The sequence below is a fragment of the Erythrobacter epiphyticus genome, assembly GCF_034653295.1.
Classification (GTDB): domain Bacteria; phylum Pseudomonadota; class Alphaproteobacteria; order Sphingomonadales; family Sphingomonadaceae; genus Erythrobacter.
The window spans coordinates 204,250-230,385 of record NZ_JAYEEU010000009.1; the positions used below are offsets into that span (position 1 = coordinate 204,250).

The following is a 26,136-nucleotide window of genomic DNA, read 5'->3' on the forward strand; positions in this document are numbered from 1 at the left end:
ATGGAATGGACCCCCGCGCTGATTGCGATCGCATGGACGCTTACGCTGAGTGGTGCGGGCGGTGCGCTCACCACAATCGGCAGCTGGTATCGCGCCCTGCGCAAACCGCGCTGGCAGCCGCCTGATTGGCTGTTTGGCCCGGCATGGACGGTGATCCTCGGTCTTGCGGGCTGGAGTTTCTACATCGCCATCACAGCCGCGCCTTCGCCCGAGGCCTTGGCGATCATCAGCGCGCTGTTCGCGATGAATTTCGTGCTGCACTTCCTGTGGTCACCGCTGTTCTTCCACTTGCAGCGGCCGGATTGGGCGCTGGCGGAAAATGCGCTGCTGTGGCTTTCGGTGGCAGCCTTGCTGCTGGGCGTGCCGCGCCTGACCGGATCGAGCTTTGCCGGATGGCTGCTGGTTCCCTATTTCGCCTGGGTCAGCTTCGCCTTCATCCTCAATCTCAAGATCGTGCAGCTCAATGCGCCGTTCCGCGGCCGGATCATGCCGGCGACGGATTAACGCTCAACGATCCATTGACGGCAGGCTTCGGAGTGGAACTCGGGCTTGCCCGGCGGGAAGGCAAGCGCCCAGAATTGCAGGGTGCCATCGCCGTGATCGACAATCGCATTGAGCGCGACCTGCGCAGGCGCGGGCAGCTCGGCGGCGATCTGCGCCTTCAGCACCAGCTCATCACGATCGTGGACGCAGGTGATATCGACGCGCTCGACCGATGCATCGCGCATTCCTTCGCGGAAGGCATCGAAATCATAGGCCGCCCACCGGGTTGAGGGCGAGAGATTGAATTCGCGGTAATAGGTGCCGCCGATCGGCTGCCAGAAAATTTCGAAGCAGGTTGTCTGCCACAGATTATCGGTGCGCAGCGGCGGCGCGGCCTCGGGCACGACAATGCGATCAATCTTGCCATCGAGTCTGAACTCTGCCTCACAACCGCTTTCGGTTGCACGGATTTGCGCAGTGACAGCGCGGATAGGGCCGAGATCGCAGGCGACATGAAGCATCAGGGGTTGCATGGCAGTGTGATGCCGCTTGCCCCGCCCGAGGGCAAGACACTTCACCTCGCCTGCCCACACTGTTACAGGCCCGCCCCTATGAGCACTTACGAATCTGCCTTGCTGCGCCTGCTGGACGAACGCGGCTATATCCACCAGATGACCGATGCCGCCGCGCTTGATGCGCTGGCGACCAAGCAGATCGTGCCCGGCTATATCGGCTTTGATCCGACCGCACCGTCGCTGCATGTTGGTTCGATGGTGCAGATCATGCTGCTGCGCCGCCTGCAACAGGCCGGGCACAAGCCGATCGTGGTGATGGGCGGTGGCACCGGGAAGATCGGCGATCCGAGCTTGCGCGACGAAGCCCGCAGCCTGCTCACAACCGATAAGATCGCCGAGAACGTCGCCTCGATCCGCCGCATTTTCGATCGCTTTCTCACCTTTGGTGACGGGCCGAGCGATGCGATCATGGTCGACAATGCCGAATGGCTCGACGCGCTCGAATACATCCCCTTCCTGCGCGAAGTCGGCCAGCATTTCTCGGTCAACCGGATGCTGAGCTTTGATTCGGTCAAGCAGCGGCTTGATCGCGAACAATCGCTCAGTTTCCTCGAATTCAACTACATGATCCTGCAAGCCTATGATTTCCGGGAGCTGTCGCAGCGCTATGGCTGCCGCTTGCAGATGGGCGGCAGCGATCAGTGGGGCAACATCGTCAACGGCATCGAATTGACCCGCCGGATGGACGGGGTCGAGGTGTTTGGCGTCACCACCCCGCTGCTCACGACGGCAGATGGTGCCAAGATGGGCAAGACCGCGGCGGGCGCAGTGTGGCTTAATGAAGATGCCCTGCCCTCGTGGGATTTCTGGCAATATTGGCGCAACACCGATGATCGCGATGTCGGCAAGTTCCTGCGCCTGTTTACCGATCTGCCGCTCGAAGAAATCGCCCGGCTTGAAAGCCTGGAGGGCGCCGAAATCAACGCCGCCAAGATCGTGCTGGCCAATGAAGTCACCGCGCTGGTGCGCGGCCGCGATGCCGCCAGCAAGGCCGAGGCGACCGCGCGCGAGACCTTTGCCGGGAACGGCGCGGGTGAGGATTTGCCAAGCCTCGTCGCCGGGCCGGATGGCGTGCGGATTGCCGCTGCTCTGACCGAGCTTGGCTTTACCGCTTCCAACGGCGAGGCCAAGCGCAAGCTGGCAGAAGGCGCGGTCAAGCTGGACGGGGCGATCATCCATGATCCCATGCACCTGATCCAGCCTGCTACGGGTGAGACCCTGCGACTCAGCCTCGGCAAGAAAAAACACGCACTTATCACGGGTTGAGTGCTTTTTTCCGTACCCGGCTTTACCAAATGTCAGCCTTTTGCTGGCACTTACACATCTCGCGATTTCATAAGGAGGAGCGCGGGCCGTGTCTGCGGGAGCCAATCTCAGCGTAACCGACTTGCGGCGCGCAACGCGCCATCCGGTGAATTATCGGGCTGTTGTCGAGCATCTCACACAGGGTGATCTCGAACTGCATATTCGGAATCTCTCGGCGCATGGGTTCATGATCGACGATGCGCCCGCCTTGCAGCGGGGTGATCGCGTGATGATCCGCCTGCCCGTGGTCGGCCGGATCGAGGCCTACGTGATCTGGACCGCTGATACCCGCGCCGGCTTCCAGTTCGAACGCATCATCCGCTTTGATGCAATGGACGAGATTCTCGATCGCTTGCAGCCCAATCCGCGGCTGCGCCGTCACCGCTGAAGCCGGGCTGCCAGCCCCCGATAGTTTAGCTCGCTTGGCATCGCCGCGCCTGCCTGCCATGGCAGCGGTGTGACTGTGCACGAACCATCCTCAGAGCCCCGGCAGCATCCGCTGCGGGTGCACAATTTCCGCTGCTACTTCATCGGTCGCCTGGCGATGACGCTGGCGCAGTATGCCATGCTGCTGATCATTGGCTGGCAGACCTACAACATCGCGCGCGATGCCGGAATGAGCGTGGCGCAAGCCTCGGGACAACTGGCGCTTATCGGGCTGTTCCAATTCCTGCCGGTCTTCGTGCTGACCCCCTTTTCCGGATTGGCAGCCGACCGGTTTGATCGCCGCCGGCTTGGGCAAGCGATGGTGGCAGTGCAATTGCTCTGCGCCAGCGTGCTCGCGCTCACCACGTTCAGCGGTTCGATCACGCCGGGTGTGTTGTTTGCTGTCGCCGCCCTGCTGGGGATTGCGCGCTGTTTTTCAGGGCCAGCGCTCTCGGCGCTGGCGCCCAATCTGGTGCCCAAGGCGATCTTGCCCACGGCCATCGCGCTTTCCTCGATCGCGTGGCAGGCAGGCACGATTGCCGGGCCTGCCATCGGCGGCGTGCTGTATGGCGTGGCCCCCGCCCTGCCCTATGCAGTCGCCACAGCGCTGCTGGCTATCACGCTCATCGCCTTCGGGATGATCGGCACGGTCGAACAACCCGCCTTGCGCAAGGATGTGCGCCCGATTGGCCAGATCCTCGACGGGCTCGCTTATGTGGTGCGCAACAAGATGGTGCTCGGCACGATCACGCTGGATCTGTTCGCCGTGTTTCTGGCCGGAGCCACCGCGCTTTTTCCGGTCTATGCCCGCGACATCCTGCAAAGCGGCGAGCTGGGCCTCGCCCTGTTGGCCGCCGCGCCCGGAGTCGGCGCGCTGGTGACAGCCGCATGGTTTTCGTGGCGTCCGATTGATAGCCATGTCGGCCCCAAGATGCTGTGGTCGGTCGCGGTATTTGGCGTGGCCACCATCATCTTCGGGGTATCCACATCGCTGCCACTCAGCCTGGCCATGTTGTTCATCGTCGGGGCGGCGGACATGTTCAGCGTCTATATCCGCCAATCGCTGATCCAGCTCCACACCCCGGATGACAAGCGCGGGCGGGTATCCTCGGTGAGCCAGCTTACCATCAGCGCATCCAACGAAGGCGGCGATTTCTTCTCCGGCAGTCTCGCCTTCCTGATCGGGCCGGTCGCCGCCGTGGTGGCGGGCGGAGTCGGCGCGATCATCACCGTCGCAGTGTGGAGCCGCCTGTTTCCGGTGCTGCGCACCACCAGGACCTTCGATCCGCCGCCGGAACTGCTACACCCTTCCCGCAAGACCCACTCTCAGGAGGCCTGACATGAAAGCCGACAGCATCTTAGCCACGATTGGCAACACCCCGCACATTCGCCTTGCCCGGATGTTCCCCGACCACGAGGTCTGGGTGAAGTCCGAGCGCGCCAATCCCGGCGGTTCGATCAAGGATCGCATCGCGCTTGCCATGGTCGAGGATGCCGAGGCGCGCGGCTTGCTCAAGCCCGGCGGCACGATTGTCGAGCCAACCAGCGGCAACACCGGGATCGGCCTTGCGATGGTTGCCGCGGTCAAGGGCTACAAGCTGGTGCTGGTCATGCCCGAATCCATGTCGGTGGAACGGCGGCGACTGATGCTGGCCTACGGTGCAAGCTTTGATCTGACCGCGCGCGAGAAAGGCATGCGCGGTGCGATCGAACGCGCAGAAGAGCTGGTGAACACCACCCCCGGCGCATGGATGCCGAGCCAGTTCGACAATGCCGCCAACCCCGCCGTGCACGCCCGCACCACCGCGCAGGAAATCCTCGCCGATTTTGCCGATAGCCCGATTGATGTGATGATCACCGGGGTCGGCACCGGCGGCCACCTGACAGGCTGCGCCGAAGCGCTGAAAAAGCATTGGCCGGGCCTGAAGGCCTATGGTGTCGAGCCCGCTCTGTCGCCGGTCATCAATGGTGGCCAGCCCGGCCCACACCCGATCCAGGGGATTGGCGCAGGGTTCATCCCCGGCAATCTCCACACCGCCGCGATTGACGGCGCGATTGCGGTCGATGCGGACGAGGCCAAGGAGATGGCCCGCCGCGCCGCTTGCGAGGAAGGGATGCTCGTTGGCATTTCCTCGGGCGCAACGCTCGCGGCGATCGCGCGCAAATTGCCGGAACTGCCGGCGGGCAGCCGGGTGCTCGGCTTCAATTACGATACGGGCGAGCGCTACCTTTCGGTGCCGGATTTCCTGCCGGTGGAGTAAACGCGCGCGGGACATTGCCAAACCGCGTCTGCCTGATACGTCTCCCGGCAGGAAAACAGGGAGACACAGCATGAAACGAGATTTGGCAGGCTTGAGCATGGTCGCGGCAATTGCCCTGATGGCCGCGCCGTTGGCGGCTGAGACGCCGCAGCGCGATGTGATCGCGGCCAAGGTCGATCAGCAGCATGAGGCCACCATCAAGGCGCTGCGTGACTGGATCGCCCTGCCCACCATCGCCGCGGAAAAGCGTGGCACCCCCGAAGGCGCAGAATATATGCGCCAACTGGCGCTTGATGCAGGCTTCCAGCAGGCCAAGATCATTCCGACCGATGGCGTGCCCGCCGTGTTCGCGACACTCGATCAAGGGGCGCCGACCACGCTTGGCATCTACTTCATGTATGATGTGAAGCAGTTTGATCCGGCGGAATGGAATGCGCCGCCGCTCGAAGGGCGGTTGGTCGAACGGCCCGGCGAAGGGGTCAGCATGGTCGGGCGCGGTGTCGTCAACCAGAAGGGTCCGCAAATGGCCTTTCTCGCCGCGATCAAGGCGATCCACGCCAGCGGGCGCAAGCTTCCCGTCAACATCGTGCTGGTGGCCGAGGGCGAGGAAGAAGTCGCCTCGACACACTTTGACCAGGTCATCGCCGTGCCCGAAGTTCAAGCGGCGTTGGCGAAGACCATGGGCGTCTTCATCCCCGCCGCGAACCAGAACCGCGATGGCAGCGCCGAGATCACGCTGGGTGCCAAAGGCGCGGTGGAATTCCAGCTGGTGGTGGGCGGCGAGACCTCGGACAAATATCCCAAGACCGATGTCCACTCGTCCAACCATGCGCGGATCGAAAGCCCGGCGTGGCGGCTGGTGAAGGCGCTCGACACCTTGGTGGCGGATGATGGCCACACGCCAGCAATCGATGGCTGGTTCGAGAATGTGCAGCCGCTGACCGCGCGGCAAAAGGAACTTATTGCACAGGCCGCAAACCCCGAGCGCGAGAAGCAGGAAAAGGCACTGCTTGGCGTTGGCAAATGGATCGGTGACGAGGACTACCAGACGAGCCTTGAACGCTTCTACTCGCAGCCCACTGTCAACATCCAGGGCCTCGTTGCGGGCTACACCGGTGAAGGCGGCAAGACAGTGCTGCCGGGCCGCGCCGAGGCCAAGCTCGAATTCCGACTGGTTCCCAAGATGACCAAAGCCGAAGCTGTTTCCAAGCTCAAGGCGCACCTCGCCAAGCGCGGCTTCGATGATGTGCAGGTGACGGTTTCGGGCGGCTATGGCCCCAATGAAACCGCCGAGGATTCGGTGCTGATCCGCGCGCAGAAGCGGATGTTCGAGGAGAAGGGCATTGCCTACACCATCCGTCCGCGCAACGCGGGGAGCTGGCCGGGCGTCGTGTTCAACGGCGCGCCGCTCAACCTGCCCGCCTCGCAATTCGGGCTCGGGCGCGGAGGCGGTGCCCATGCGCCGAACGAGTGGTTCCTGATCGAAAGCAGCGATCCCAAGGTCTATGGCCTCGACGAGGCAACCATGGCCTATGTCGATTACCTCTACGTGCTGGCTGAAGAGGCAGCGCGCTAGGCTTCGGCCAGTCCCACGATCCTGAGCATTTCACCCACAAATTGCTCAGGCTCGCGGGCAACAAGCGTGCCGGCGGCATTGAGCAAGAGCCCGCCGTGCAACATCATCCATGTGCGCATCACCCGTCGGCGCGCTGTATCGGTATCCCTCTCGCCGGGCGCAAGCACCGCTAGGGCGCGCGCGATCACCCGGTTGCGCTCCATGGCAAGGTTGGCACTCGCCTCCCCGGCTTCGGCACGCTGCCGCATCATGAGCGCATAGAGCTGCGGGCGGGCGAGGCCGAAACGCAGGTATGTCTCGACAAAGGCGACAGGTTCATCGGGGGCTTCGAGCGCGGCAGCAAGCAAGGCGAAGCCCTGTGCGCCGACTTCGCGGAGCAAGCCTTCGCGGTCGGTGAAATGATGGTGCAGCGTGCGGTGGGCAACACCAATGTGCTGCGCGAGCGCGCGCATGGTGATGCCCTGCTCACCCACCTCCTCGATCAGATCGAGGACGAGCGCGATGGTTTCGCTGCGCACATCGCCGTGGCGATAGGACGCGCGACTACTCACGTCAGCTTTTTCAGGTGCCAGGCGACTTTCATGACCGCAACCTCCTCGCCCGCTTCATCGCGCAGCGATACGTCAACGTCAAAGGCGACCTTGCCTTCGGCATCGAGGAGCGCGGTCAACTCAGCCGCCTCGCGGGACAGCGTGCCTTGGGCCGTGATAGTGCCTTTGGCGATGCGGAGGTAACGAATCTCGGCCGCGCCCGCGACGGGTCTGACGCTGGCGAGGCGCTGCGCGAAGCTCCCGGCCATGACCGCGCCCGATGCGGCTTCACCCAAAGTAAAGAGCGCACCTGCGTGCTGCGTGCCGATGTGATTGATGGTGGTGGGCGCCTGGGCAAGCCTGGCGGTGGCGCGGCCATCGGACACTTCGGTGATTTCCACCCCGACATGACTGGCAAAAGGCACGCTGGTGGCAAGCTGGGTGCGGATCAGTTCAAACAGGGACATCGTTTCGACCTCATAATTATCCAATGGATAAATACTGATCGCAGGCCCGAGCGCGCCTGTCAATCGCACCCGCTCGATGTGTCACAAACGGAAAGAGCCGCCCTGCCAGAAGCGGGGCGACCCATTTTTGTGTTCAAATCGGAACGTCGATCAGGCGGCGGTCGCGAAGGCCTCCGCCGGCAGCTTCATCATGTATTCGCTGCCTGCTTCGAGCTTGCGGCGCAGCGCGCCCGCATCCGGCAGGAAGCGTTCGGAATAGTAATTTGCTGACACCAGCTTGGCTTCGTAGAACGCCTTGTCCTCGGGCTCGCCCGCCAGCTTGCTGAGCGCAACCTTGGCCATCTTCAGCCAGAAGAAGCCGAGCGTCACAATGCCCATGATGTGCATGTAGTGATGCGCGCCCGCGCCGAGGTGGTTGGGATTGGCCATGGCGTTCTGCATGAACCACATGGTCGCCGCCTTCTGCTCGCCCAGCGCCTTTTCGAGCCGCTCGGCAATCGCCTTCAGCGCATCGACCTGCTTGGCCGCGGCGATTTCCTCATCGATCATCGCGAAGAACAACTGGATCGCCTTGCCACCACCGGCAGCCAGCTTGCGCCCGCACAGGTCCATCGCCTGCACGCCATTGGTGCCTTCGTAGATCATCGCGATGCGGCTATCGCGCACGAACTGCTCCATGCCCCATTCGCGGACATAGCCGTGGCCGCCATAGACCTGCTGCATGTTGGTGGCGATGTCATAGCCCTTGTCGGTGCCGTAGCCCTTGATCACCGGGGTCATCAGCCCGATCAGCAGATCCGCGGTCTCGCGCTCTTCCGGGGTTTGTGCCTTGTGCGTCAGATCGACTTGCAGCGCGCCCCACAGGCACAGCGCCCGCATGGCTTCGGTGAAGACCTTGGCGTCCATCAGCATGCGGCGCACATCGGGGTGCACGAAGATCGGATCGGCTTTCGCCTCCGGCTCGGCCGGGCCCGCCAGCGCGCGGCCCTGACGGCGATCAAGCGCATAGGTCACCGCGTTCTGATAAGCGACTTCGGCCTGGGCATAGCCCTGGATACCGACGCCAAGGCGTGCCGCGTTCATCATGATGAACATCGCGGCAAGACCCTTGTTCTCCTCGCCGACCATCCAGCCCTTGGCCCCGTCGTAGTTGAGCAGGCAGGTCGCGTTGCCGTGGATGCCCATCTTCTTTTCGATCGAGCCGCAGGACACACCGTTGCGCTCGGCCGGATTGCCATTCTCGTCGAGAATGAACTTGGGCACGATGAACAGCGAAATGCCCTTGGTGCTGTCGGGCGCGCCCGGGGTCTTGGCCAGCACAAGGTGGATGATGTTGCTGGTGAGATCATGCTCGCCAGCGGAGATGAAGATCTTGGTGCCGGTGATCGCGTAGGAGCCATCACCATTCGGCACGGCCTTGGTGCGGATCATGCCAAGATCCGTGCCGCAATGCGGTTCGGTCAGGTTCATGGTGCCCGACCATTCGCCCGAGATCATCTTGGGGACATACATCGCCTTCTGCTCGTCTGAACCCTTGGCGAGGATCGCCGAGATCGCCCCGGCGGTGAGGCCGGGATACATCGCAAAGGCCTGATTGGCGGTGCCGGTATATTCCTCCAGCACAAAGCCGAGCACATGCGGCAGGCCCTGCCCGCCGAACTCTTCGGGCTGGGCGAGCGTGCCCCACCCGCTTTCGACATAGGCCTGATAGGCTTCCTTGAAACCCGGCGGAGTCGTCACCGAACCATCATCATGACGGGTGCAGCCATGCTCATCACCCGCCTGATTGATCGGCGCGAGCACTTCGGCACAGAACTTGCCCGCCTCGTTGATCACCGTGTCGATCATGTCCGGCGTGGCGTTCTCGAAGCCCGGCAGATTGCCGTAGCTTGCCAGATCAAGCAGCTCGTTGACGATGAAGCGCGTGTCGCGGGTGGGGGCGGTGTAGGTCGGCATCACTCAGATCCCTTCAGTGATTTCAGGCAGTGGGTTGGAGGTTGCTATCGGGTCTGGCCCAATTCGAGCTGCTCGATCTCGGCGACAAAATCCGTCAATTCCTTGATCGAGGAATCAATATCGGCGCGCTGCGCCTTGAGCTTGGCAATGTGCGCGCGGCATTTCTCAATCGTGACACGCCGCTGCTCGACGCGGCCATCATCGAGATCGTAGAGATCGATCATCTCGCGGATTTCGGTGAGGCTGAACCCGACATTCTTGGCGCGCATGATCCAGGCAAGCCGCGCACGATCGCGCTTCGAATAGACGCGGGTCAGTCCGACCCGCGCCGGACTGATCAGGCCTTCATCTTCGTAGAAGCGCAAAGCACGGGCGGTGCAGCCGAATTCCGAGGTGAGATCGGAAATGGTGAACTGTTCGCGGGCGTGCTTGTCAGGCCGATCAAGATGCGCGCCGGTGCGGCGGTGTTCATTCGCAGGATCGATCGCGGGCGGGTTCACAGGTGCGGTAGCCATGCCGCCGCTGATACCTTCCCTTTACGTGAGCGTCAAGTCTTGACCTTTACGAGAACAGGCTGCCCCTCGCCCCCTTGCTCGACTCGCCGGTAAAAGCAGCTCGTTGCCCCGGTGTGGCAGGTCGGCCCGGCAGGCACGGCGCGAATCACCAGCGCATCCTGATCGCAATCGACCAGAACCTCAGCAACCTTGAGCACGTTGCCCGAGGTTTCCCCCTTCATCCACAAGCGCCCGCGCGAGCGCGACCAGAAGGTAACGTTTCCGCTGGCCAGAGTCGCGGCCAGCGCATCGCGGTTCATATGCGCCACCACCAGCACCGCACCGCTTGCCGCGTCCACCACCACGGCGGTCAACAGACCGGTGACGGGATCGAACACGGGGGCAAAGCGCGTTCCCTGTTCGCGCTCTTCGGGGGAAAGGGGCGTCTCGTTCATGGCTTGGTCCGGCTAAGGGTAAAGTCTGCAAATGCTGCGAATGTTGCAGACTGACAACAGAAGGGGTGAAAAAACCATCCTGAATGAAAATTCATCTTCCGCAAGCGTAACAGGAGTGAAAGAAACAACCCGAGCCTTTCGAGGTTCACCACCGGAATTTTTCGTCGCCGGCCTCGCTGGCGACATTCAGAAGAGTTCAGGGGGCGGTCGTAACGCAGGCTGGCAGCGGGGTGCCAGTGCGAACGAACGACCGAACGATGAGGGATCGGATCCTGGTTGCCCATTTAGGGGGTGGCAGCCTGAGCTCGAAAGAGCGGATCCTCACCGCTTCGTCACGTGGCGCCCGGGGTCTTCATGGCCCCGGGCGTTGTGTTTTGGGGCTTCGCTTTCATTCTGTTCGGCCGGACGAGTCCGCCACGAGGGCAAAGCACACAATGGCGACGCTGGCCGCGCCCGCTGCGTCCAAGGCGCGGACACAGGCCTGCGTGGTCGCCCCGCTGGTCAGCACATCATCAACCACCACCACCGCGCGCCCGGCGATTCTGGCAGCATGTCTTGGTGACACTGTAATCGCGCCAGCAAGCGCGGCGGCCCGCGCCGCGCGCCCCAACCCGCCAAGGCTTGGCGTGCGGGTTTGGCGCACAAGACCATCCACCAGCAAATCGCCCTTGCCCGCCTGCGCCAGTTCGCGCGCCAGCAACGCGGCCTGGTTGAACCCGCGGTGCCATAGTCGCCAACGATGCAGCGGCACGGGGATCAACAGCGGCACAGGCAAATCTGGCAAGGGATCGGGCAGCCGCGCGGCCATCAGCCGCCCCATCAACCCAGCCAGCGCGATCTTGCGCCCATGCTTGAGATTGAGCACCAACTGGCGCGAGGTGTCATTATACAGCGTTGCCGCCATCACCGGCATGACACCGGCATTCTCGGCAGGCTCTTCGGGAAAGGCGAGCGTGCCCCAGCAATCGGCGCACAAGCCGCCCTGCCGCGCCAAAGCGGCGCCGCAAAGCGGGCAACGCGGCGGGTAGACAAAGTCCACCAGCGGCTTCAGCCCTTCGGCAAGGTGCGACCCGAAGTGCATGCTGCCAGTGTCTCACGGCTTGCACCCCGCTGGCAAGCGCGGCAGGAGCGCGGGGATGACCGAGCCCCGCATTCCGACGATCTTTGCCCCGCAGCGCCGTTTGCGTCGCTGGCAGCGCGCCTGCGCTCGCCAGCAAACCGCCTGGCCGGCGGCGGCGCGCTACATCCTTGATGATATCACCGAGGACGTGATCGAACGGCTCGCCTTTGTGCAGCACCAACCCGCTCGCGCCATGGTGCTGGGAGATATCACCGGCGCGTTGCACACAGCCTTGCAAGCGCAAGGCGCGGTTTTGGCCGATGCTGCCGCGATTGATCCGGAAGCGCCATGGCCATCATCCGGCTTCGATTTCATCGCCGTGATCGGCATCCTTGATGCCGTGAATGACCTGCCGGGCGCGCTCATCCACATCCGCAACGCGCTGGCGCCCGGCGGGCTGGCGATCGCAAGCTTCATCGGCGGCGCCAGCCTTGCGAGCCTTCGTGCCGCCATGCTCGCCGCCGAGCCCGAAAGACCGGCGGCGCGGATGCATCCGCTGGTCGATCCGCGCGCCGCGCCGCAATTGCTCCAGCGCGCCGGGTGGAAGGATCCGGTGGTGGATACCCATGCCCTCGCCGTGCGCTACTCCTCGCTCGCGACGCTGGTGGGCGATCTGCGCGATCAGGGCCTTGGCAGCGCGCTCGCCGATGCCGCGGCTCCGCTCGGCCGGGCGGCCCGGCAGCGCGCCGAAGCCGCCTTCGCTTCGCGTGCCGACGAGAGCGGCAAGACCCCCGAAACCTTCGAAATCATCACCCTCACCGGGCGCCGCTCGCTCGCCGGAACCTAGGCCTTCAGCGCAGCCTGAGCCGCCGCAAGCCGCGCAATCGGCACGCGGTAGGGCGAGGCGCTGACATAATCGAGCCCAACCTTCTCGCAGAACGCGATGCTCGCCGGGTCGCCGCCATGTTCGCCGCAAATGCCGAGCTTGATTTCGGGCCGGGTCGCCCTGCCCCGCTCCGCCGCGAGCTCGACCAACTGGCCAACCCCTTCGATATCAATGCTGACAAAGGGATCGCGCGGGAAAATGCCCTTGTCGACATAGGGCGCAAGGAACCGCGCCGAATCATCGCGCGAAACGCCAAGGGTCGTCTGTGTGAGATCATTGGTGCCGAAGGAGAAAAACGCGCCCTCCTCGGCAATCTCGCCCGCCATCAGCGCAGCGCGCGGCAATTCGATCATCGTGCCAACGAGGTAAGCGATCCGCGTGCCCAATTCAGCGAACACCTCTTCGGCGACCCGATCGACCAGCGCCTTGAGAATCGCCAGCTCGCGCTTGGTGGCGACGAGCGGGATCATGATTTCGGGCAGCGGCGCCTCTCCGCTCGCCACCTTTACCGCACAGGCGGCCTCGAAGATCGCGCGCACCTGCATCTCGTAGATTTCGGGATAGGTGATCCCCAAGCGGCAACCGCGATGGCCCAGCATCGGGTTGAATTCATGCAATTCGCCCGCGCGCCGCTTGAGATGATCGACCCCGAGGCCCGTCGCATCCGCAAGTTCGGCAAATTCGGCATCGCCGTGGGGCAGGAATTCATGCAGCGGCGGATCAAGCAGACGGATGGTGCACGGCAGACCAGCCATCACCTCGAAGATCGCGGTGAAATCCGCCCGCTGTTCGGGCAGCAGCAGCGCCAGCGCCTTGCGCCGCCCGGCCTCGTTATCGGCAAGGATCATCTGACGCACCGCGCTGATCCGGCTGGCTTCGAAGAACATGTGCTCGGTGCGGCACAGTCCGATGCCTTCCGCGCCGAACTGCCGCGCCATGCGGCAATCATCGGGCGTTTCGGCATTGGTGCGCACACCCATGCGCCGCAGGCCATCGGCCCATTCCATCAGGATCGCGAAATCACCCGCCAGCTCCGGCTCGACCGTCGGCACGATGCCCAGCATCACCTGACCACTCGCCCCGTCGAGCGTGATGGCATCGCCTTCCTTGAGCTCGGTCGTACCGATCCGCAGCGTGCGCGCGGTGCGATCGATCGAGACCCCGCTCGCACCCGAAACGCAAGGCCGGCCCATGCCGCGCGCCACGACGGCGGCGTGGCTCGTCATCCCGCCGCGCGCTGTCAGAATGCCCTGCGCCGCGTGCATGCCGTGGATATCCTCGGGCGAGGTTTCCACGCGGACAAGAATGACTTTCTCGCCGCGCCCCGCCCAGCTTTCCGCGGTATCGGCATCGAGCACGATCCGGCCCGCCGCCGCACCGGGCGAGGCGGGCAGGCCAGTGGTAAGCACATGGCGTTCGGCTTCGGGATCGAGTGTCGGGTGAAGCAATTGATCCAGCGCCATCGGATCGACCCGCCGCACCGCCTCGCGCTGATCGATGAGGCCTTCGTGCACCATGTCGACCGCCATCTTGAGCGCGGCCTTGGCGGTACGCTTGCCCGAGCGGGTCTGGAGCATCCACAGCTTGCCGCGCTCGACGGTGAATTCGATGTCCTGCATGTCGCGGTAGTGCCGCTCGAGCAGATCGAACACCCGCGCCAGCTCGCCATAGGCAGCGGGCATGGCCTCTTCCATCGAAAGCGGCTTGGCCCCCGCAGCCTCGCGCGCCGCCTTGGTCAGGTATTGCGGCGTGCGGATCCCCGCGACCACATCCTCGCCCTGCGCGTTGATCAGGTATTCGCCGTAATAGGCGCGCTCGCCCGTCGCCGGATCGCGGGTAAAGGCAACCCCGGTGGCGCTGGTGTCGCCCATATTGCCGAAAACCATCGCCTGCACGTTGACAGCGGTGCCCCAGTCGCCGGGAATGTCGTTAAGGCGGCGATAGACCTTGGCCCGGTCCGAATCCCAGCTGTCGAACACCGCGCGGATCGCGCCCCACAACTGTTCGTGGACATCCTGCGGGAACGGGCGGCCGAGTTCTTCTTCGACAATGCCCTTGTATTCGGCAACGAGCGCCTGCCAATCTTCCGCCGACATTTCGGTGTCGGCATAAAAGCCCTTGTCTTCCTTGGCGATTTCGAGCGCTTCTTCAAACAGCCCGTGATCAATCCCGAGCACGACATCGCCATACATCTGGATGAAGCGGCGATAGGAATCCCAGGCAAAGCGCGCATCGCCCGAAGAGGCGGCCAGCCCTTCGACCGTCGCATCATTGAGCCCGAGGTTGAGCACGGTATCCATCATCCCCGGCATCGAGACCCGCGCGCCTGATCGCACCGAAACGAGCAGCGGATCGGAAGCATCACCGAAGGTCTTGCCCACCGTGGCTTCGACATGGCCCAGCGCAGCCGCTACCGCACTTCGCAAGTGATCGGAGAAATCCGCACCATCGCGCAGATAAGCCACGCATTCTTCGGTCGTGATGGTAAAGCCCGGCGGCACGGGCAGGCCGATGCTCGCCATTTCCGCAAGGTTTGCGCCCTTGCCCCCGGCGACAGTCTTGTCCTTCTGGCGCGGATCGGAATGGTCGGCATTGCCGCCAAAAACATAGACCGTTTTCAATGTCATGGCACTTCCCGCAAAAGTGTTGGAGCGGCGGACAGGATCATCCCTCGATCCGGCTGAAATCGGCGACGCGGTGGACGGCATCGCGGAAGCGCGCCAGCAGTGCAAGGCGGCTGCTGCGTTTTTCCGCCTCCTCGGCGTTGACGGTCACCTCTTCAAAGAACCGGTCGATGGGCGCGCGCAAGGTGGCGAGCGCGGCCATGGCATCGGCGAACTGTTCGGCCTCCACCTCCTGCGCGGCGCGCGGGGCGGCGGCATCGAGCGCCTCTATCAGTGCCTTCTCGGCCGGTTCGGGGGTGTAGGAAAGCTCTTGAGCCCCTTCCCTTGAGGGAAGGGGTTGGGGATGGGTGCTCGACACCTCGGGCGTGGCACCCCCCACCCCCGGCCCCTCCCCCGTGGGGAGGGGAGATTGGTAGCCTTCCTTCTTCAGGATATTCGCCGCGCGCTTGTAGCCCGCGAGGAGATTGGTGCCGTCCTCAGTGGTGACAAAGGCTTGCAGGGCATGGACGCGGGCAAGCAGGCGGACGAGATCGTCCTCCCCGCCGAGCGCAAACACCGCATCGATCAGATCGTGGCGAACACCGGCCTCACGCTGCTGGACTTTGAGGCGGTCGGCGAAGAAGCCGAGGACTTCCACAACCGCAGGACGTACCCGCTCGACAATAAGTCGCTCTTTGGCTTCGTCACTCAACAAGTCCTTCAGTGCCGCTGACTTCGCGTCGTGAAGCAGCTGCGCCGAGGGAACAAGGTTCAGCGCGTCTAGTGCATTGACGAGCGCATTATATGGTGCCGCGGCTTGGGCACCCATGAGACGCCCGAGGTAGGCAATCGCTAAAGTGATCGCTCGCCGGAGGGGCAGCCTGATTGAGTTGCTTTCAACAAGTGCGACTACGCCGAGAGCAGATCGACGAAGCGCAAAAGGATCTTTCGAGCCGGTTGGAGGCATCTGCTCGAAGAAGAATCCAGCGATCGTATCCAGCTTGTCCGCCAGCGCCACCGCCACCGTCACCGGCGCGGTGGGCACATCGTCCCCCTGCCCGACCGGCTTGTAGTGATCGCGGATCGCGTCCGACACTTCCTGCGGCAGGCCTTCCTTCGCCGCGTAGTAGCCGCCCATCAGGCCCTGCAATTCGGGGAATTCTCCGACCATTTCTGTAACGAGATCGGCCTTGCACAGGCGCGCGGCCTGTTCGGCGAGGTCGGCCAAGCTCTTCACGCCGTCCCCGTTCGCCTCGAGCGAAGTCGAGAGGCCTTCTTGAGTGTCTCGACTACGCTCGACACGAACGGAATTGGGTTTGATTATCCCCTCTTCGCACAACCACCGCGCTAGTTTGGCCACGCGCTCGACCTTGTCGGCGACCGTGCCCAGCTTCTCGTGGAAAGTGATGCGCGCCAGCTTTTCGGCATGGACGGCGAGCGGCGTCTTCTGATCCTGCTCCCAGAAGAAGCGCGCATCGGAAAGCCGAGCGGCCAAAACCTTGCGGTTGCCGTCGACCACCACCGCCGGATCCGTCGCCCCGATATTGGCGGTGCAAATAAAGGCATTGGCGAGCTTGCCCTGCGCGTCCTCGCACACGAAATATTTCTGGTTCACCCGCGCGGTAAGCTGGATCACCTCGGGCGGCACGTCGAGGAAGACTTCATCGAAGCGGCCAAGCAGCGGCACCGGCCATTCGGTGAGCCCGGCGTTCTCGATCACCAGTCCTTCATCGGCGACCAACGTCAGCCCCGCCTCGGCGGCGACCTTGGCGGCGCCGTCGCGGATCAGGGCCGCGCGTTCCTCATGATCGACAATGACATGCGCGGTGCGTAGCTTGGCGGCGTAGTCGTCCACGCCCTCAATCGTGATCGCGCCGGAGGCATGGAAACGGTGGCCCATAGTCTCGCGGCCCGAAATGATGCCGCCGACTTCGACATCGACCACTTCGCCATCCAGTAAGGCGACGATCCCGGAGAGCGGACGAACCCAACGAAGGCTCTCAGTTGAACGCGAAGCCTCGCCCCAGCGCATCGACTTGGGCCAGTTAAAGTCATAAATGATGGTCGAGATCGCTTCTTGAAGCACTCGCACTATCGGACGGCCCGCAATATTCCGCTCAACAAAGTAGGTCGCGCGCCCTTTAACATCGCGAATCTGCAATTGCTCGCGGGTCACACCGTTCTTATTGCAAAACCCATCAATCGCAGCGTCTGGAGCGCCAACCGGCGGCCCCTTAGCTTCTTCAAAGACTGACTTGGTCTCACTGGGAAGTCCCCGCGTGATCAGCGTAAGACGGCGCGGAGTCGACCAAACGGTAATCCCAAAACCCGGATCAACTCCTACTTCGTCAAGTTGCCGACGGAACAGAATTTGTAGCTCTTCGCGAGCAGTCATCTGCATCCGGGCGGGGATTTCCTCGCAGCGCAGTTCGAGCAGGAAGTCAGCCATCAGAAATTCCGTTCGGGCTGAGCCTGTCGAAGCCCTGCCCTTTCTTTCAAGAAGTGCGGCCCTTCGACAAGCTCAGGGCGAACGGGGGTGTGGGGCGAGGACATCAGACGAGACTCCACCCCGGATACTTCGCCTGCCATTCCGGCGTCATCTTTGCGGCATAGGCCTCACATGAAGAACGCGCCAGATCGCGCACCCGGCCCATGTAGCTGGCGCGCTCCTGCACCGAAATCACGCCGCGCGCTTGCAGCAGGTTGAAGACATGGCTCGCCTCGATCGCTTGCTCATAGGCGGCGATCGGCACGCCCGCGTCAAGCGCATTGCGGCACTCGGCCTCGGCCTTGGCGAAGAGATCGAACAGCCCTGCCGTATCAGCGACCTCGAAGTTCCATTTCGACATCTGGCGCTCGTTCTCCAAGAACACATCGCCATAGCTGACTCCCGCCGTGTTAAAGGCGAGATCATAGACGTTGTCGACGCCCTGGATGTACATCGCGAGCCGTTCGAGCCCGTAGGTCAACTCGCCCGCGACCGGCTTGCAATCAAACCCGCCCATCTGCTGGAAATAGGTGAACTGGGTGACTTCCATCCCGTCGCACCAGACCTCCCAGCCCAGCCCCCACGCGCCGAGCGTCGGCGATTCCCAGTCATCCTCGACAAAGCGGATATCATGCGCCAGCGGATCGATCCCGATCGCCTTGAGGCTGCCAAGATAAAGCGCCTGAATGTCCGGCGGCGAGGGCTTCAGGATCACCTGATACTGGTAGTAGTGCTGGAGCCGGTTGGGGTTCTCGCCATAGCGCCCGTCAGTCGGGCGGCGACACGGCTGAACGAAAGCGGCATTCCACGGCTCTGGCCCAAGCGCGCGCAGGGTCGTCGCGGTGTGAAACGTGCCCGCGCCCATCCGCATATCATAGGGTTGCAGGATCACGCAGCCTTGCGCGGCCCAGAAATCATGCAGCGTGAGGATCATGTCCTGAAACGAACGCGCTGGATCGCGCGGCGCAGGGACAAAGGATGGGGCAGCGTTCATGGCGGATCGCCATGGCTGAAGGCCTGATAAGCGTCAATGCCGCAACGCAGCACAAGCGGGGATTGCCGCGGGTTGCGCCGCGCAGAAGTCAGGCAGAGCAGACTTAAAGTCAGGTTCTCTTGACATAGTCAGCGAATCACGACATATAGTCACACATACCTGACATTTGGTCAGGCAGACCTGATGGAGACCTGTGATGGACGTCTTTACCAGAAACGCCCGGATAAGGCTGGTGCTCGGCATCCTGACGATGGGCGCAGCGGGCTATGCCTTTGGCACCGCCGCCGCCCGTATCGCCAATGCCATGGGGCTGTAAGAAATGCCCTACCGTCCTTACGCCATGACTGAGACCGACCGCAGCTACGCTTATAAATATGTGTGGTTCAGCGCGGCCTGTTCGGTTGTGCTGCTGCCACTTTATCTCTTCGGTGCACAAGGCCTCCCCTATGGTTGGGTCTTCGGCGGCACCGTGGGCGGATTGCTAGCTTCTGCCGTCACTGGGCGCACGGATGATTACTACCGGAGCCTGTGTGCCGTCGGACATCGCTGGGTGGCATGTGCCTTGAGCCTTTACATCCTTGCCGGTTGGTTTCTTTACTTGACCGATGTCGGGTCACCGGCAGGACGGGGCATGCTGTCCGCAGGCATCTCACCGGGCCCCACGGGCGCCGCAGCACTATTTTTTGATGGGCAGCTCGCTGCGATCATGCTCGCGATCATCTATCACGCCGGATATGGCTTCCAGTGGCTCCGTGATCGCGCTTGGTCTGAGGACGGAGCATGAAAAACCGTCTCAAAGTGCTGCGTGCCGAGCGTGACTGGAGCCAGGCGGAACTCGCCGGACGGCTCGACGTGTCGCGGCAGGCTGTCAACGCCATCGAGACCGGCAAACACGATCCCTCGCTTCCCCTTGCCTTCAAGATCGCTCGGCTGTTCGACATGCCGATCGAGGACATTTTCGACGACGGAGAAACCGCATGATCCTTGCAAAGAAATCCGTTCTGGGCCCCGGCGAAGCGCGCACCCGCACCCGCCAGCGCCGCCAGATGATCTTTCTTGGCGTAAGCGTCGTGATTGGCGGCACCATCGGTGGGCTGACCGGCGCGTTTGATCAAGGCGACGGCAGCCTGTTTTCGGGCGATTGGGACAAGCTCAAACTCAATCCCGCGATTGCCGTGCTTGTCTCTGCCCTGCTCGTCATCGGCTTCATTGCCCTGCCACTGCGCGGCTTTGGCCAAATCGACGAGTTCAAACGTGAAAATAATTTCATCGGGTTCACCGGCGGCTGCCTTGCCGTGCTGGCCGGCTTCCCGATCTGGGCAGTGCTTTATGCCGGCGGAATGCTGCCCCCGCCGCACGCGTTCGGCATCTGGCTGCTCGGGTTTTTCGGGATGTTCGCATCCTACCTGATTGCCCGGATCCGAGCATAAATTTATGCCTTTTCTTTCAACACTTAGCTAACCCGCTCATTCATATTCTGAATTTGCCACAGAAAAAGGATACGTCTCATGAAACTTGCCAACCTGCTCAAGCTTTCCGGTGCCACCATCACCCTGTTCGCCGCAGCACCGCTGCTGGCAGAAGACGTCGCGGCACCGACGACCGAGACGGCCGCCTCCACAACCGCCGCAGCTTCCGGCCCGGCGATGTGGAAGGTCGCCGACGACGACACCACGATCTACCTGTTCGGCACCGTCCATATCCTGCCCAAGGAAGTGCAATGGCTTGATGTCACCATCACCGATGCGCTCGCCAAGTCCGATGTCATTGTCACGGAATTGCCGATGGGCCCCGAGGCCGAAGCGCAATTGGCGCAGGTGACCATGGCCAAGGGCCAGTTGCCGCAGGGCACCAAGCTGCGCTCGCTGCTGAACAAGGAGCAGCTTGCCACTTACGAAGGCGCCTTTGCCAGCCTCGGTCTGCCCCCGCAGGTCGCCGATCAACTGGACGGGTTCAAGCCGTGGTTTGCTGGCCTCAACCTCACCATGCTGCCGCTGATGATGAATGGCTATGATCTCAATTCGGGTGTCGAGAAGGTGCTGATCTCAAAGGCGGGCAACAAGGAGCGCGGCGCGTTGGAAACCGCCGAATTCCAGCTCGGTATCTTCGACAACCTGCCGCAGGATTCGCAGATCGCGTTCCTGATGGAAGCGGCCACCGGCATTGGTGAGGCCAAGGATATGCTCGATCGCATGGTTGCCGCCTGGGTCAAGGGTGATGCCGAACGGCTTGCCGCCATCATGAACGAAGGCATGGATGATCCGGCGGTGATGGATGCCCTGCTCCATTCGCGCAACGCCAATTGGGCGGAGTGGATTGCCACCCGCATGGACAAGCCGGGCACGGTCTTCATTGCCGTGGGCGCAGGCCATCTTGCAGGCGAAAAGAGCGTGCAGGATTACCTCGCGGCCAAGGGCATTGCCTCCACCCGTGTCAAATAAGGCGAGGACGCGATGATCCGCGCATCATCACCCGCGATCACCGGCAAGGCGGAGCCATGGCTTCGCCTTGCCATCCTCGCCCTTGTTTTCGCAGTGGCGCTGGCGCTCGGCGCCTGCTCCGAACGGGCGGACGAAAGCGAACAGGCGCGCGGCAGCCGGCCTGCTGCCAGCCCCTTGTTCTACGAGATCGCGCGCGAAGATGGCTCGGCGCGGGGCTGGATGCTCGGCACCATCCATGCCCTGCCCGAAGGCACTGCGTGGCGCACACCTGCGATCAGCGATGCCATGGGCAAAGCTGATCGTCTGGTGGTCGAGGTCGCGGCGCTGGATGATGCAGAGGCCATGGCGCGCACCTTCCGGCAACTTGCCACCTCGCCTGATCTTCCGCTGCTGGCCGCACGGGTGCCGGCTGCGCGGCAAAGCGAGCTGGCGGTGCTGGCTGACAAGGCGGGGCTTGGCCCGAGCCAGCAACGCCAGACCGAAAGCTGGGCCGCGAGCCTCATCCTTGCCCGGGTCAACGCGCTGGGCGACCCGACCAATGGTGTGGATCGCGCGCTACTGCGCACCTTTGCCAATCGGCCCGTGCGCGAGCTTGAAGGCGTCCGCGGACAGCTCGGCATTTTTGATCGCCTATCCGAAGCCGAACAGCGCGCCATGCTTCTGGCGGTGCTCGACGCCAGCAAGCAGGGCCAGCGCGAGGCCGAGGCGCTGCAAAGCGCCTGGCTGCGCGGCGATGTTGCCGCGCTTGAAGCGGCATCCCAACGCGGGATCATGGCTGATCCGCGCCTGCGCGATGCCTTGCTGATCAACCGTAACCAGCGTTGGCTTCCCCTGATCGAGAACGAACTGGCAGGCCCAGGCCGTCCGCTGATCGCCATTGGCGCAGCCCATCTTGTCGGCCCCGAAGGTCTTGTCGCCCTGCTCGAAGCGCGCGGCTGGCGCCTGATCCGCCTGACCTGACCGGCACCCTGCCCTACCAATTGCTTGCCAAAGCAGCCTGCGCTCTCTAAGGGGCCGCGCTTCGGCGTCATGGTCATCCCTGGAGGCGCGGCGCCGGGAACACTCTATCAACACGCATTCGAAAGGCACGTATCATGAGCGACGTTCTCAACCTGCCGGCCGAAGCGCGCGAACGGGCTGGCAAGGGAGCCTCCCGAGCACTTCGCCGCGATGGTCGGACCCCTGCGGTCATTTATGGCGGCAAGGAAGCCCCTGTCCAGATCCACGTCGAGGAAAAGGAACTCGTCAAGCAATTGATGACGGGCCACTTCTTCAACTCGATCGTCGAGCTCGCCGTGGGCGGCAAGACCATCAAGACCCTCGCCAAGGACGTTGCCTTTCATCCGGTGACCGATCGCCCGCTGCACGCCGATTTCCTGCGCCTCACCGGCGACAGCAAGATTGAAGTGCAGGTGCCGGTGGTGTTCGTGAACGAAGACGCCTCGCCCGGCCTCAAGAAGGGCGGCGTACTCAACATCGTGCGTCACGAACTCGAACTGGTCTGCCCGGCGGAAAGCATCCCCGGCGAAATCCAGATCGACTTGACCGGCAAGGATGTTGGCGATTCGATCCACATCAGCGAAGTCACCCTGCCCAAGGGCGTGACCAGCGCGATCACCGACCGCGATTTCACGATCGCAACCCTGGTGGCCCCGTCGGCGCTCAAGAAGAGCGAAGGCGAAGCGGCAGAGGACGCTGCGGGCGAATAAGCCCCGCGACGCAACGCATACAGGCGCCGGGCTTGCTCAGGGCAAGTCCGGCGTTTTGTTTTGGCACCAGCCTCGGTAGGAATTGGACATGCAACTTTGGGTCGGCCTCGGAAATCCCGGACCGCGCTATGCGCTCCACCGCCATAATGTCGGCTTCATGGCGCTTGATGTGATCGCGGATATGCACGGCTTCGGCCCGGTGCAGACGCGGTTTCAGGGCTGGACGCAGGAAGGGCGGATCGGCGGGCACAAGGTCCTGCTGCTCAAACCCGCCACCTTCATGAATGAAAGCGGCCGCAGCGTGGGCGAAGCAATGCGCTTCTACAAGCTTGGCCTTGATGCGCTCACGGTGTTTCATGATGAGCTCGATCTTGCGCCCTTCAAGGTCAAGGTGAAGCAGGGTGGCGGCACCGCGGGCCACAACGGACTGCGCTCGATCGATCAGCATTGCGGCGCCGATTTCCGCCGGGTGCGCATCGGGATCGGCCATCCAGGGCACAAGGATCGGGTAACGGGCCATGTGCTCGGCAATTTCGCCAAGGTGGAGCAGGATGATCTCGCCGCGATGCTGGGCGCGATCGGTGCCGAGGCCGAATGGCTGGCCAAAGGCGACGACGTGCGCTTCATGAATGATGTCGCCCTGCGGATGCAGGGCTGATCGCGCCATGCAGCGCGTGCTCATCATCGGGCCGTGCGGTTCGGGCAAAAGCACGCTGGCGCGCGAGATCGCACCGCGCCTTGGTTTGCCGCTCATCCACATGGATCAGCTCGGCTGGCGGGCGGGCTGGGTCGAAACCGAAAAGGCCGAGCTCCATGCCCGCTTGGCCGAGGCTGTGGCGGGGGAGCGCTGGCTGATCGAGGGCAATTACGGCAGCACGCTTGGCCCCCGGCTCGAACGGGCGGACACGGTGATCTATCTCGATTTCCCGATCCGCCTGTGCCTGTGGCGGCTGATCAGGCGGATCGTCATCCTGCGCGGCCAATCGCGCCCCGATATGCCCGAAGGCTGCCCCGAACGCTTCGATGCGGCGTTCTTCTGGTACGTGCTGAACTGGAATTCCGGCCCCCGCCTGCGCACCGAAGCCCATATCGCGCCCCATGCGGACAAGGTGATCCGGCTGCGCAATCCGCAGATGCTTGCAGATTGGCGAAATGCCAATAGGCTTGGCTGACCCATTTCAGCCAAGGATCTTTGCCATGACCCGTCTCAACCGCCGCAGCCTGCTGGCTGGCATCGCTGCGACTGGCGCGCTCAGCGCCGCCAGCACTGCGCAGGCGCAGGCGCCCTACACCGCCAAGCCCGCCAATCTCGCCGGTACGAGCGTGCTGATCACTGGCTGTTCCTCTGGCTTCGGGCGGCTCGCTGCCGAATTGCTCGCGCGGCAGGGGGCCCGCGTGTTCGCTACCATGCGCGGCATGCCCCGCGCCGAAGCGGATGAGCTGCGCGCGCTCGCCCGGACCGAGAAGCTCGATCTCCATGTCATCGCCATCGACGTGACGATGCCCGAACAGATCGCCGCAGGCGTGGCCGGGGCCGAACGGATCAATGGCGCGCCAATTGATGTGCTGGTGAACAATGCCGGTATCGGGATCACCTCGCCGGTCGAGGTGCAGGATCTCGCGGCGACGCGCCTGATGTTCGAAACCAATGTCTTTGGCCCCCATCTGATGGCGCGGGCGGTGCTGCCGGGAATGCGCCGCAAGGGCGGGGGGCAGATCATCCAGATCTCGAGCCAGCTTGGCCGGGTCATCACGCCCTATTCGGGGCATTATTCCGCCACCAAGTTCGCGCTCGAAGCGATGAGCGAGCAGCTCGCCTATGAACTGGTGCCGCATCAGATCGATGTCAGCATCATCGAGCCCGGTGGCTATCCCACCAAGGTATGGGTCAATCGCAACACCTATTCTGGCGCACTCAAGGCCCGCGCCGAAGCGATCCACACCGCAGGCTATCCCCAGCAGGTGGCGCGCATGGGGATGGAGGATGGCTCGGGCCGCAGCAATGATCCGATGGATGTCGCGCGGGCGATCGCCGATCTCATCGCCATGCCGCCCGGCACCCGCCCGCTGCGCCTGCCGGTTGCGCCCGGCAACAAGCCGCAAGAGCCGATCAACGCGGTGACCGCGCAGGTGCAGGTTGCCTGGCTGGGCAATTCGGGCGTCGGCCCGCTGATCCGCGGTGTGCATCAGCGTTGAGGCGCTAGCCAGCTCCGCGAAGCGCGGCTAAGGGGGCCGCCACCAGCTTCCAGCGAGAAAGAGAGATCATGGGTTTTCGCCTCGGGATTGTCGGCCTGCCCAATGTCGGCAAGTCGACCCTGTTCAACGCACTGACAGAGACACAGGCCGCGCAAGCCGCTAATTATCCGTTCTGCACGATCGAGCCCAATGTCGGTCAGGTCGCCGTGCCCGACGAGCGGCTCGACAAGATCGCCGCCATCGCCAAGAGCGCCAAGGTGATCGCAACCCAGTTGGGCTTTGTCGACATTGCCGGGCTGGTGAAAGGCGCGAGCAAGGGCGAAGGGCTCGGCAACCAGTTTCTCGGCAATATCCGCGAGGTGGACGCCATCGTCCACGTGCTGCGCTGTTTCGAGGATGACGATATCCAGCATGTCGCCAACAAGGTCGATCCGCTCGCCGATGCCGAAGTGGTCGAGACCGAACTGATGCTGGCAGATCTCGAAAGCCTCGAAAAGCGCGTGCCGGCCGCCGCCAAGCGTGCGACCGGCGGCGACAAGGAAGCCAAGGTGATGGCCAACGTGCTGGGCCAAGCGCTCGAACTGCTGCGCGAAGGCAAGCCCGCGCGCCTCACCGTGCCCAATGACGAGGAAGAAGCGCGCGTCTTCAAGCAAGCGCAATTGCTCACCGCGAAGCCCGTGCTCTACGTGTGCAATGTCGCCGAGGAAGACGCGGCCGAGGGCAATGATCTGTCCGCCAAGGTCTTCGCCAAAGCGGCCGCCGAAGGGGCCGAGGCGGTGGTCGTGTCCGCCGCGATCGAGGCCGAACTGGTGGGCATGCCGGTGGAAGATCGGGGCGAATTCCTCGAAGCGCTGGGCCTTTCCGAAAGCGGCCTCGCCCGCGTGATCCGTGCCGGATACAAGCTGCTCGGCCTCAAGACCTTCTTCACCGCCGGCCCCAAGGAAGCGCGCGCGTGGACTTTCCCTGATGGGGCCAAGGCCCCGCAGGCAGCGGGCGAGATCCACTCCGACTTCGAACGCGGCTTTATCCGCGCCGAGACGATTGCCTATGCCGATTACATCGCGCTCGGCGGCGAAGCGGGCGCGCGCGAGGCGGGCAAGCTGCGACAAGAAGGCAAAGAGTACGTCGTGCAGGACGGCGACGTGCTGCTCTTCAAATTCAATGTGTGAGGGGTAGCGCCCCTACCTCTCCTCCCGTCATCCCAGCGAAAGCTGGGATCTCAGGCTGCGAA

The 26,136-nt window shown here is 63.3% G+C and carries 27 protein-coding genes; 17 read left to right on the top strand and 10 right to left on the bottom strand.

Features of this window, described 5'->3' with window-relative positions; all coding sequences use genetic code 11:
* The gene (locus SOQ14_RS11850) at positions 1-504 is read left to right on the top strand and encodes a TspO/MBR family protein (protein ID WP_322898327.1); all 504 of its coding nucleotides are present in this window, start codon (positions 1-3) and stop codon (positions 502-504) included.
* Here the strand turns inward: SOQ14_RS11850 and SOQ14_RS11855 are convergent.
* The gene (locus SOQ14_RS11855) at positions 501-1,016 is read right to left on the bottom strand and encodes a DOMON-like domain-containing protein (protein WP_322898328.1); all 516 of its coding nucleotides are present in this window, start codon (positions 1,014-1,016) and stop codon (positions 501-503) included. The genes SOQ14_RS11850 and SOQ14_RS11855 overlap by 4 nt on opposite strands.
* Positions 1,017-1,094: 78 nt before the next feature.
* Here SOQ14_RS11855 and tyrS point away from each other — a divergent pair, with 78 nt between their 5' ends.
* The 5 genes from tyrS (at position 1,095) to SOQ14_RS11880 (ending at position 6,626) form a co-directional block, all read left to right on the top strand.
* Positions 1,095-2,324 (top strand): tyrosine--tRNA ligase, encoded by a 1,230-nt coding sequence (gene tyrS, locus SOQ14_RS11860; RefSeq protein WP_322898329.1) that lies wholly within the window; start codon positions 1,095-1,097, stop codon positions 2,322-2,324.
* 88 nt (positions 2,325-2,412) lie between these two features.
* A complete protein-coding gene (locus tag SOQ14_RS11865; protein ID WP_322898330.1) occupies positions 2,413-2,751 on the top strand; it encodes a PilZ domain-containing protein in 339 nt (112 codons plus the stop codon).
* Positions 2,752-2,826: 75 nt separating this feature from the next.
* Complete coding sequence (locus SOQ14_RS11870; RefSeq protein WP_416232763.1) at positions 2,827-4,128, top strand: MFS transporter; 1,302 nt, start codon at positions 2,827-2,829, stop codon at positions 4,126-4,128.
* A gap of 1 nt (position 4,129) precedes the next feature.
* Positions 4,130-5,050: a cysteine synthase A gene (gene cysK, locus SOQ14_RS11875; protein ID WP_322898332.1), complete on the top strand. Its 921-nt coding sequence runs from the start codon at positions 4,130-4,132 to the stop codon at positions 5,048-5,050.
* A 70-nt stretch (positions 5,051-5,120) separates the two neighbouring features.
* Positions 5,121-6,626, top strand: a complete 1,506-nt coding sequence (locus tag SOQ14_RS11880; protein ID WP_322898333.1) for a M20/M25/M40 family metallo-hydrolase — start codon at positions 5,121-5,123, stop codon at positions 6,624-6,626.
* Here the strand turns inward: SOQ14_RS11880 and SOQ14_RS11885 are convergent.
* From SOQ14_RS11885 to SOQ14_RS11910, 6 genes are all read right to left on the bottom strand, one after another.
* Positions 6,623-7,177: a TetR/AcrR family transcriptional regulator gene (locus SOQ14_RS11885; protein ID WP_322898334.1), complete on the bottom strand. Its 555-nt coding sequence runs from the start codon at positions 7,175-7,177 to the stop codon at positions 6,623-6,625. The two genes, SOQ14_RS11880 and SOQ14_RS11885, sit on opposite strands and share 4 nt — an antisense overlap.
* Entirely contained in the window at positions 7,174-7,623 is a 450-nt protein-coding gene (locus tag SOQ14_RS11890) for a YiiD C-terminal domain-containing protein (protein WP_322898335.1), read from the bottom strand. Before SOQ14_RS11890 ends, SOQ14_RS11885 begins: the two co-directional genes overlap by 4 nt.
* A 150-nt stretch (positions 7,624-7,773) precedes the next feature.
* A complete protein-coding gene (locus SOQ14_RS11895) occupies positions 7,774-9,579 on the bottom strand; it encodes an acyl-CoA dehydrogenase C-terminal domain-containing protein (protein ID WP_322898336.1) in 1,806 nt (601 codons plus the stop codon).
* A gap of 44 nt (positions 9,580-9,623) precedes the next feature.
* On the bottom strand, positions 9,624-10,094 hold the full coding sequence (locus tag SOQ14_RS11900; RefSeq protein WP_322898337.1) for a MerR family transcriptional regulator: 471 nt from the start codon (positions 10,092-10,094) through the stop codon (positions 9,624-9,626).
* Between the two features lie 32 nt (positions 10,095-10,126).
* A complete protein-coding gene (gene hisI / locus SOQ14_RS11905; RefSeq protein WP_322898338.1) occupies positions 10,127-10,528 on the bottom strand; it encodes a phosphoribosyl-AMP cyclohydrolase in 402 nt (133 codons plus the stop codon).
* A 388-nt stretch (positions 10,529-10,916) separates the two neighbouring features.
* Positions 10,917-11,609 carry a ComF family protein gene (locus SOQ14_RS11910; protein WP_322898339.1) on the bottom strand — a complete coding sequence of 231 codons (693 nt, stop codon included), beginning with the start codon at positions 11,607-11,609 and terminating at the stop codon, positions 10,917-10,919.
* 55 nt (positions 11,610-11,664) lie between these two features.
* On the opposite strand from SOQ14_RS11910, the gene SOQ14_RS11915 reads away from it, so the two are divergent.
* A complete protein-coding gene (locus SOQ14_RS11915; RefSeq protein ID WP_322898340.1) occupies positions 11,665-12,435 on the top strand; it encodes a methyltransferase domain-containing protein in 771 nt (256 codons plus the stop codon).
* On the opposite strand, the gene ppdK is transcribed toward SOQ14_RS11915, so the two are convergent.
* The 3 genes from ppdK to SOQ14_RS11930 form a co-directional block, all read right to left on the bottom strand.
* Complete coding sequence (gene ppdK / locus SOQ14_RS11920; protein WP_322898341.1) at positions 12,432-15,101, bottom strand: pyruvate, phosphate dikinase; 2,670 nt, start codon at positions 15,099-15,101, stop codon at positions 12,432-12,434. The two genes, SOQ14_RS11915 and ppdK, sit on opposite strands and share 4 nt — an antisense overlap.
* 37 nt (positions 15,102-15,138) lie before the next feature.
* On the bottom strand, positions 15,139-17,526 hold the full coding sequence (gene glyS, locus SOQ14_RS11925) for a glycine--tRNA ligase subunit beta (RefSeq protein WP_322898342.1): 2,388 nt from the start codon (positions 17,524-17,526) through the stop codon (positions 15,139-15,141).
* Between the two features lie 103 nt (positions 17,527-17,629).
* Positions 17,630-18,559: a glycine--tRNA ligase subunit alpha gene (locus tag SOQ14_RS11930; protein ID WP_322898343.1), complete on the bottom strand. Its 930-nt coding sequence runs from the start codon at positions 18,557-18,559 to the stop codon at positions 17,630-17,632.
* A 340-nt stretch (positions 18,560-18,899) separates the two neighbouring features.
* Between SOQ14_RS11930 and SOQ14_RS11935 the strand changes: the two genes are divergently transcribed.
* The 10 genes from SOQ14_RS11935 (at position 18,900) to ychF (ending at position 26,074) form a co-directional block, all read left to right on the top strand.
* A complete protein-coding gene (locus tag SOQ14_RS11935; protein WP_322898344.1) occupies positions 18,900-19,343 on the top strand; it encodes a hypothetical protein in 444 nt (147 codons plus the stop codon).
* Complete coding sequence (locus SOQ14_RS11940) at positions 19,340-19,540, top strand: helix-turn-helix transcriptional regulator (RefSeq protein ID WP_322898345.1); 201 nt, start codon at positions 19,340-19,342, stop codon at positions 19,538-19,540. The genes SOQ14_RS11935 and SOQ14_RS11940 overlap by 4 nt, the downstream gene beginning before the upstream one ends.
* Positions 19,537-19,989 carry a hypothetical protein gene (locus SOQ14_RS11945; protein WP_322898346.1) on the top strand — a complete coding sequence of 151 codons (453 nt, stop codon included), beginning with the start codon at positions 19,537-19,539 and terminating at the stop codon, positions 19,987-19,989. Before SOQ14_RS11940 ends, SOQ14_RS11945 begins: the two co-directional genes overlap by 4 nt.
* A gap of 78 nt (positions 19,990-20,067) precedes the next feature.
* A complete protein-coding gene (locus SOQ14_RS11950) occupies positions 20,068-21,000 on the top strand; it encodes a TraB/GumN family protein (RefSeq protein WP_322898347.1) in 933 nt (310 codons plus the stop codon).
* Between the two features lie 12 nt (positions 21,001-21,012).
* Entirely contained in the window at positions 21,013-21,960 is a 948-nt protein-coding gene (locus SOQ14_RS11955) for a TraB/GumN family protein (protein WP_322898348.1), read from the top strand.
* A 134-nt stretch (positions 21,961-22,094) separates the two neighbouring features.
* On the top strand, positions 22,095-22,709 hold the full coding sequence (locus SOQ14_RS11960; RefSeq protein ID WP_322898349.1) for a 50S ribosomal protein L25/general stress protein Ctc: 615 nt from the start codon (positions 22,095-22,097) through the stop codon (positions 22,707-22,709).
* A gap of 88 nt (positions 22,710-22,797) precedes the next feature.
* Positions 22,798-23,367, top strand: coding sequence for an aminoacyl-tRNA hydrolase (pth, locus tag SOQ14_RS11965; RefSeq protein WP_322898350.1), 570 nt, complete (start codon positions 22,798-22,800; stop codon positions 23,365-23,367).
* A gap of 7 nt (positions 23,368-23,374) precedes the next feature.
* On the top strand, positions 23,375-23,881 hold the full coding sequence (locus SOQ14_RS11970) for an AAA family ATPase (RefSeq protein ID WP_322898351.1): 507 nt from the start codon (positions 23,375-23,377) through the stop codon (positions 23,879-23,881).
* Positions 23,882-23,906: 25 nt separating this feature from the next.
* Positions 23,907-24,905 carry an SDR family oxidoreductase gene (locus tag SOQ14_RS11975; RefSeq protein ID WP_322898352.1) on the top strand — a complete coding sequence of 333 codons (999 nt, stop codon included), beginning with the start codon at positions 23,907-23,909 and terminating at the stop codon, positions 24,903-24,905.
* Positions 24,906-24,973: 68 nt separating this feature from the next.
* Complete coding sequence (ychF, locus tag SOQ14_RS11980; RefSeq protein ID WP_322898353.1) at positions 24,974-26,074, top strand: redox-regulated ATPase YchF; 1,101 nt, start codon at positions 24,974-24,976, stop codon at positions 26,072-26,074.
* The last annotated feature ends 62 nt before the right edge of the window (positions 26,075-26,136 follow it).

Coding starts and splice junctions, on each gene's coding strand:
- SOQ14_RS11850 (WP_322898327.1), top strand. CDS start 1: ATGGAATGGACCCCCGCGCTGATTGCGATCGCATGGACGCTTACGCTG.
- SOQ14_RS11855 (WP_322898328.1), bottom strand. CDS start 1,016: ATGCAACCCCTGATGCTTCATGTCGCCTGCGATCTCGGCCCTATCCGC.
- tyrS (WP_322898329.1), top strand. CDS start 1,095: ATGAGCACTTACGAATCTGCCTTGCTGCGCCTGCTGGACGAACGCGGC.
- cysK (WP_322898332.1), top strand. CDS start 4,130: ATGAAAGCCGACAGCATCTTAGCCACGATTGGCAACACCCCGCACATT.
- SOQ14_RS11880 (WP_322898333.1), top strand. CDS start 5,121: ATGAAACGAGATTTGGCAGGCTTGAGCATGGTCGCGGCAATTGCCCTG.
- SOQ14_RS11890 (WP_322898335.1), bottom strand. CDS start 7,623: ATGTCCCTGTTTGAACTGATCCGCACCCAGCTTGCCACCAGCGTGCCT.
- SOQ14_RS11895 (WP_322898336.1), bottom strand. CDS start 9,579: ATGCCGACCTACACCGCCCCCACCCGCGACACGCGCTTCATCGTCAAC.
- SOQ14_RS11900 (WP_322898337.1), bottom strand. CDS start 10,094: ATGGCTACCGCACCTGTGAACCCGCCCGCGATCGATCCTGCGAATGAA.
- hisI (WP_322898338.1), bottom strand. CDS start 10,528: ATGAACGAGACGCCCCTTTCCCCCGAAGAGCGCGAACAGGGAACGCGC.
- SOQ14_RS11910 (WP_322898339.1), bottom strand. CDS start 11,609: ATGCACTTCGGGTCGCACCTTGCCGAAGGGCTGAAGCCGCTGGTGGAC.
- SOQ14_RS11915 (WP_322898340.1), top strand. CDS start 11,665: ATGACCGAGCCCCGCATTCCGACGATCTTTGCCCCGCAGCGCCGTTTG.
- ppdK (WP_322898341.1), bottom strand. CDS start 15,101: ATGACATTGAAAACGGTCTATGTTTTTGGCGGCAATGCCGACCATTCC.
- glyS (WP_322898342.1), bottom strand. CDS start 17,526: ATGGCTGACTTCCTGCTCGAACTGCGCTGCGAGGAAATCCCCGCCCGG.
- SOQ14_RS11930 (WP_322898343.1), bottom strand. CDS start 18,559: ATGAACGCTGCCCCATCCTTTGTCCCTGCGCCGCGCGATCCAGCGCGT.
- SOQ14_RS11935 (WP_322898344.1), top strand. CDS start 18,900: ATGACTGAGACCGACCGCAGCTACGCTTATAAATATGTGTGGTTCAGC.
- SOQ14_RS11940 (WP_322898345.1), top strand. CDS start 19,340: ATGAAAAACCGTCTCAAAGTGCTGCGTGCCGAGCGTGACTGGAGCCAG.
- SOQ14_RS11945 (WP_322898346.1), top strand. CDS start 19,537: ATGATCCTTGCAAAGAAATCCGTTCTGGGCCCCGGCGAAGCGCGCACC.
- SOQ14_RS11950 (WP_322898347.1), top strand. CDS start 20,068: ATGAAACTTGCCAACCTGCTCAAGCTTTCCGGTGCCACCATCACCCTG.
- SOQ14_RS11955 (WP_322898348.1), top strand. CDS start 21,013: ATGATCCGCGCATCATCACCCGCGATCACCGGCAAGGCGGAGCCATGG.
- SOQ14_RS11960 (WP_322898349.1), top strand. CDS start 22,095: ATGAGCGACGTTCTCAACCTGCCGGCCGAAGCGCGCGAACGGGCTGGC.
- pth (WP_322898350.1), top strand. CDS start 22,798: ATGCAACTTTGGGTCGGCCTCGGAAATCCCGGACCGCGCTATGCGCTC.
- SOQ14_RS11970 (WP_322898351.1), top strand. CDS start 23,375: ATGCAGCGCGTGCTCATCATCGGGCCGTGCGGTTCGGGCAAAAGCACG.
- SOQ14_RS11975 (WP_322898352.1), top strand. CDS start 23,907: ATGACCCGTCTCAACCGCCGCAGCCTGCTGGCTGGCATCGCTGCGACT.
- ychF (WP_322898353.1), top strand. CDS start 24,974: ATGGGTTTTCGCCTCGGGATTGTCGGCCTGCCCAATGTCGGCAAGTCG.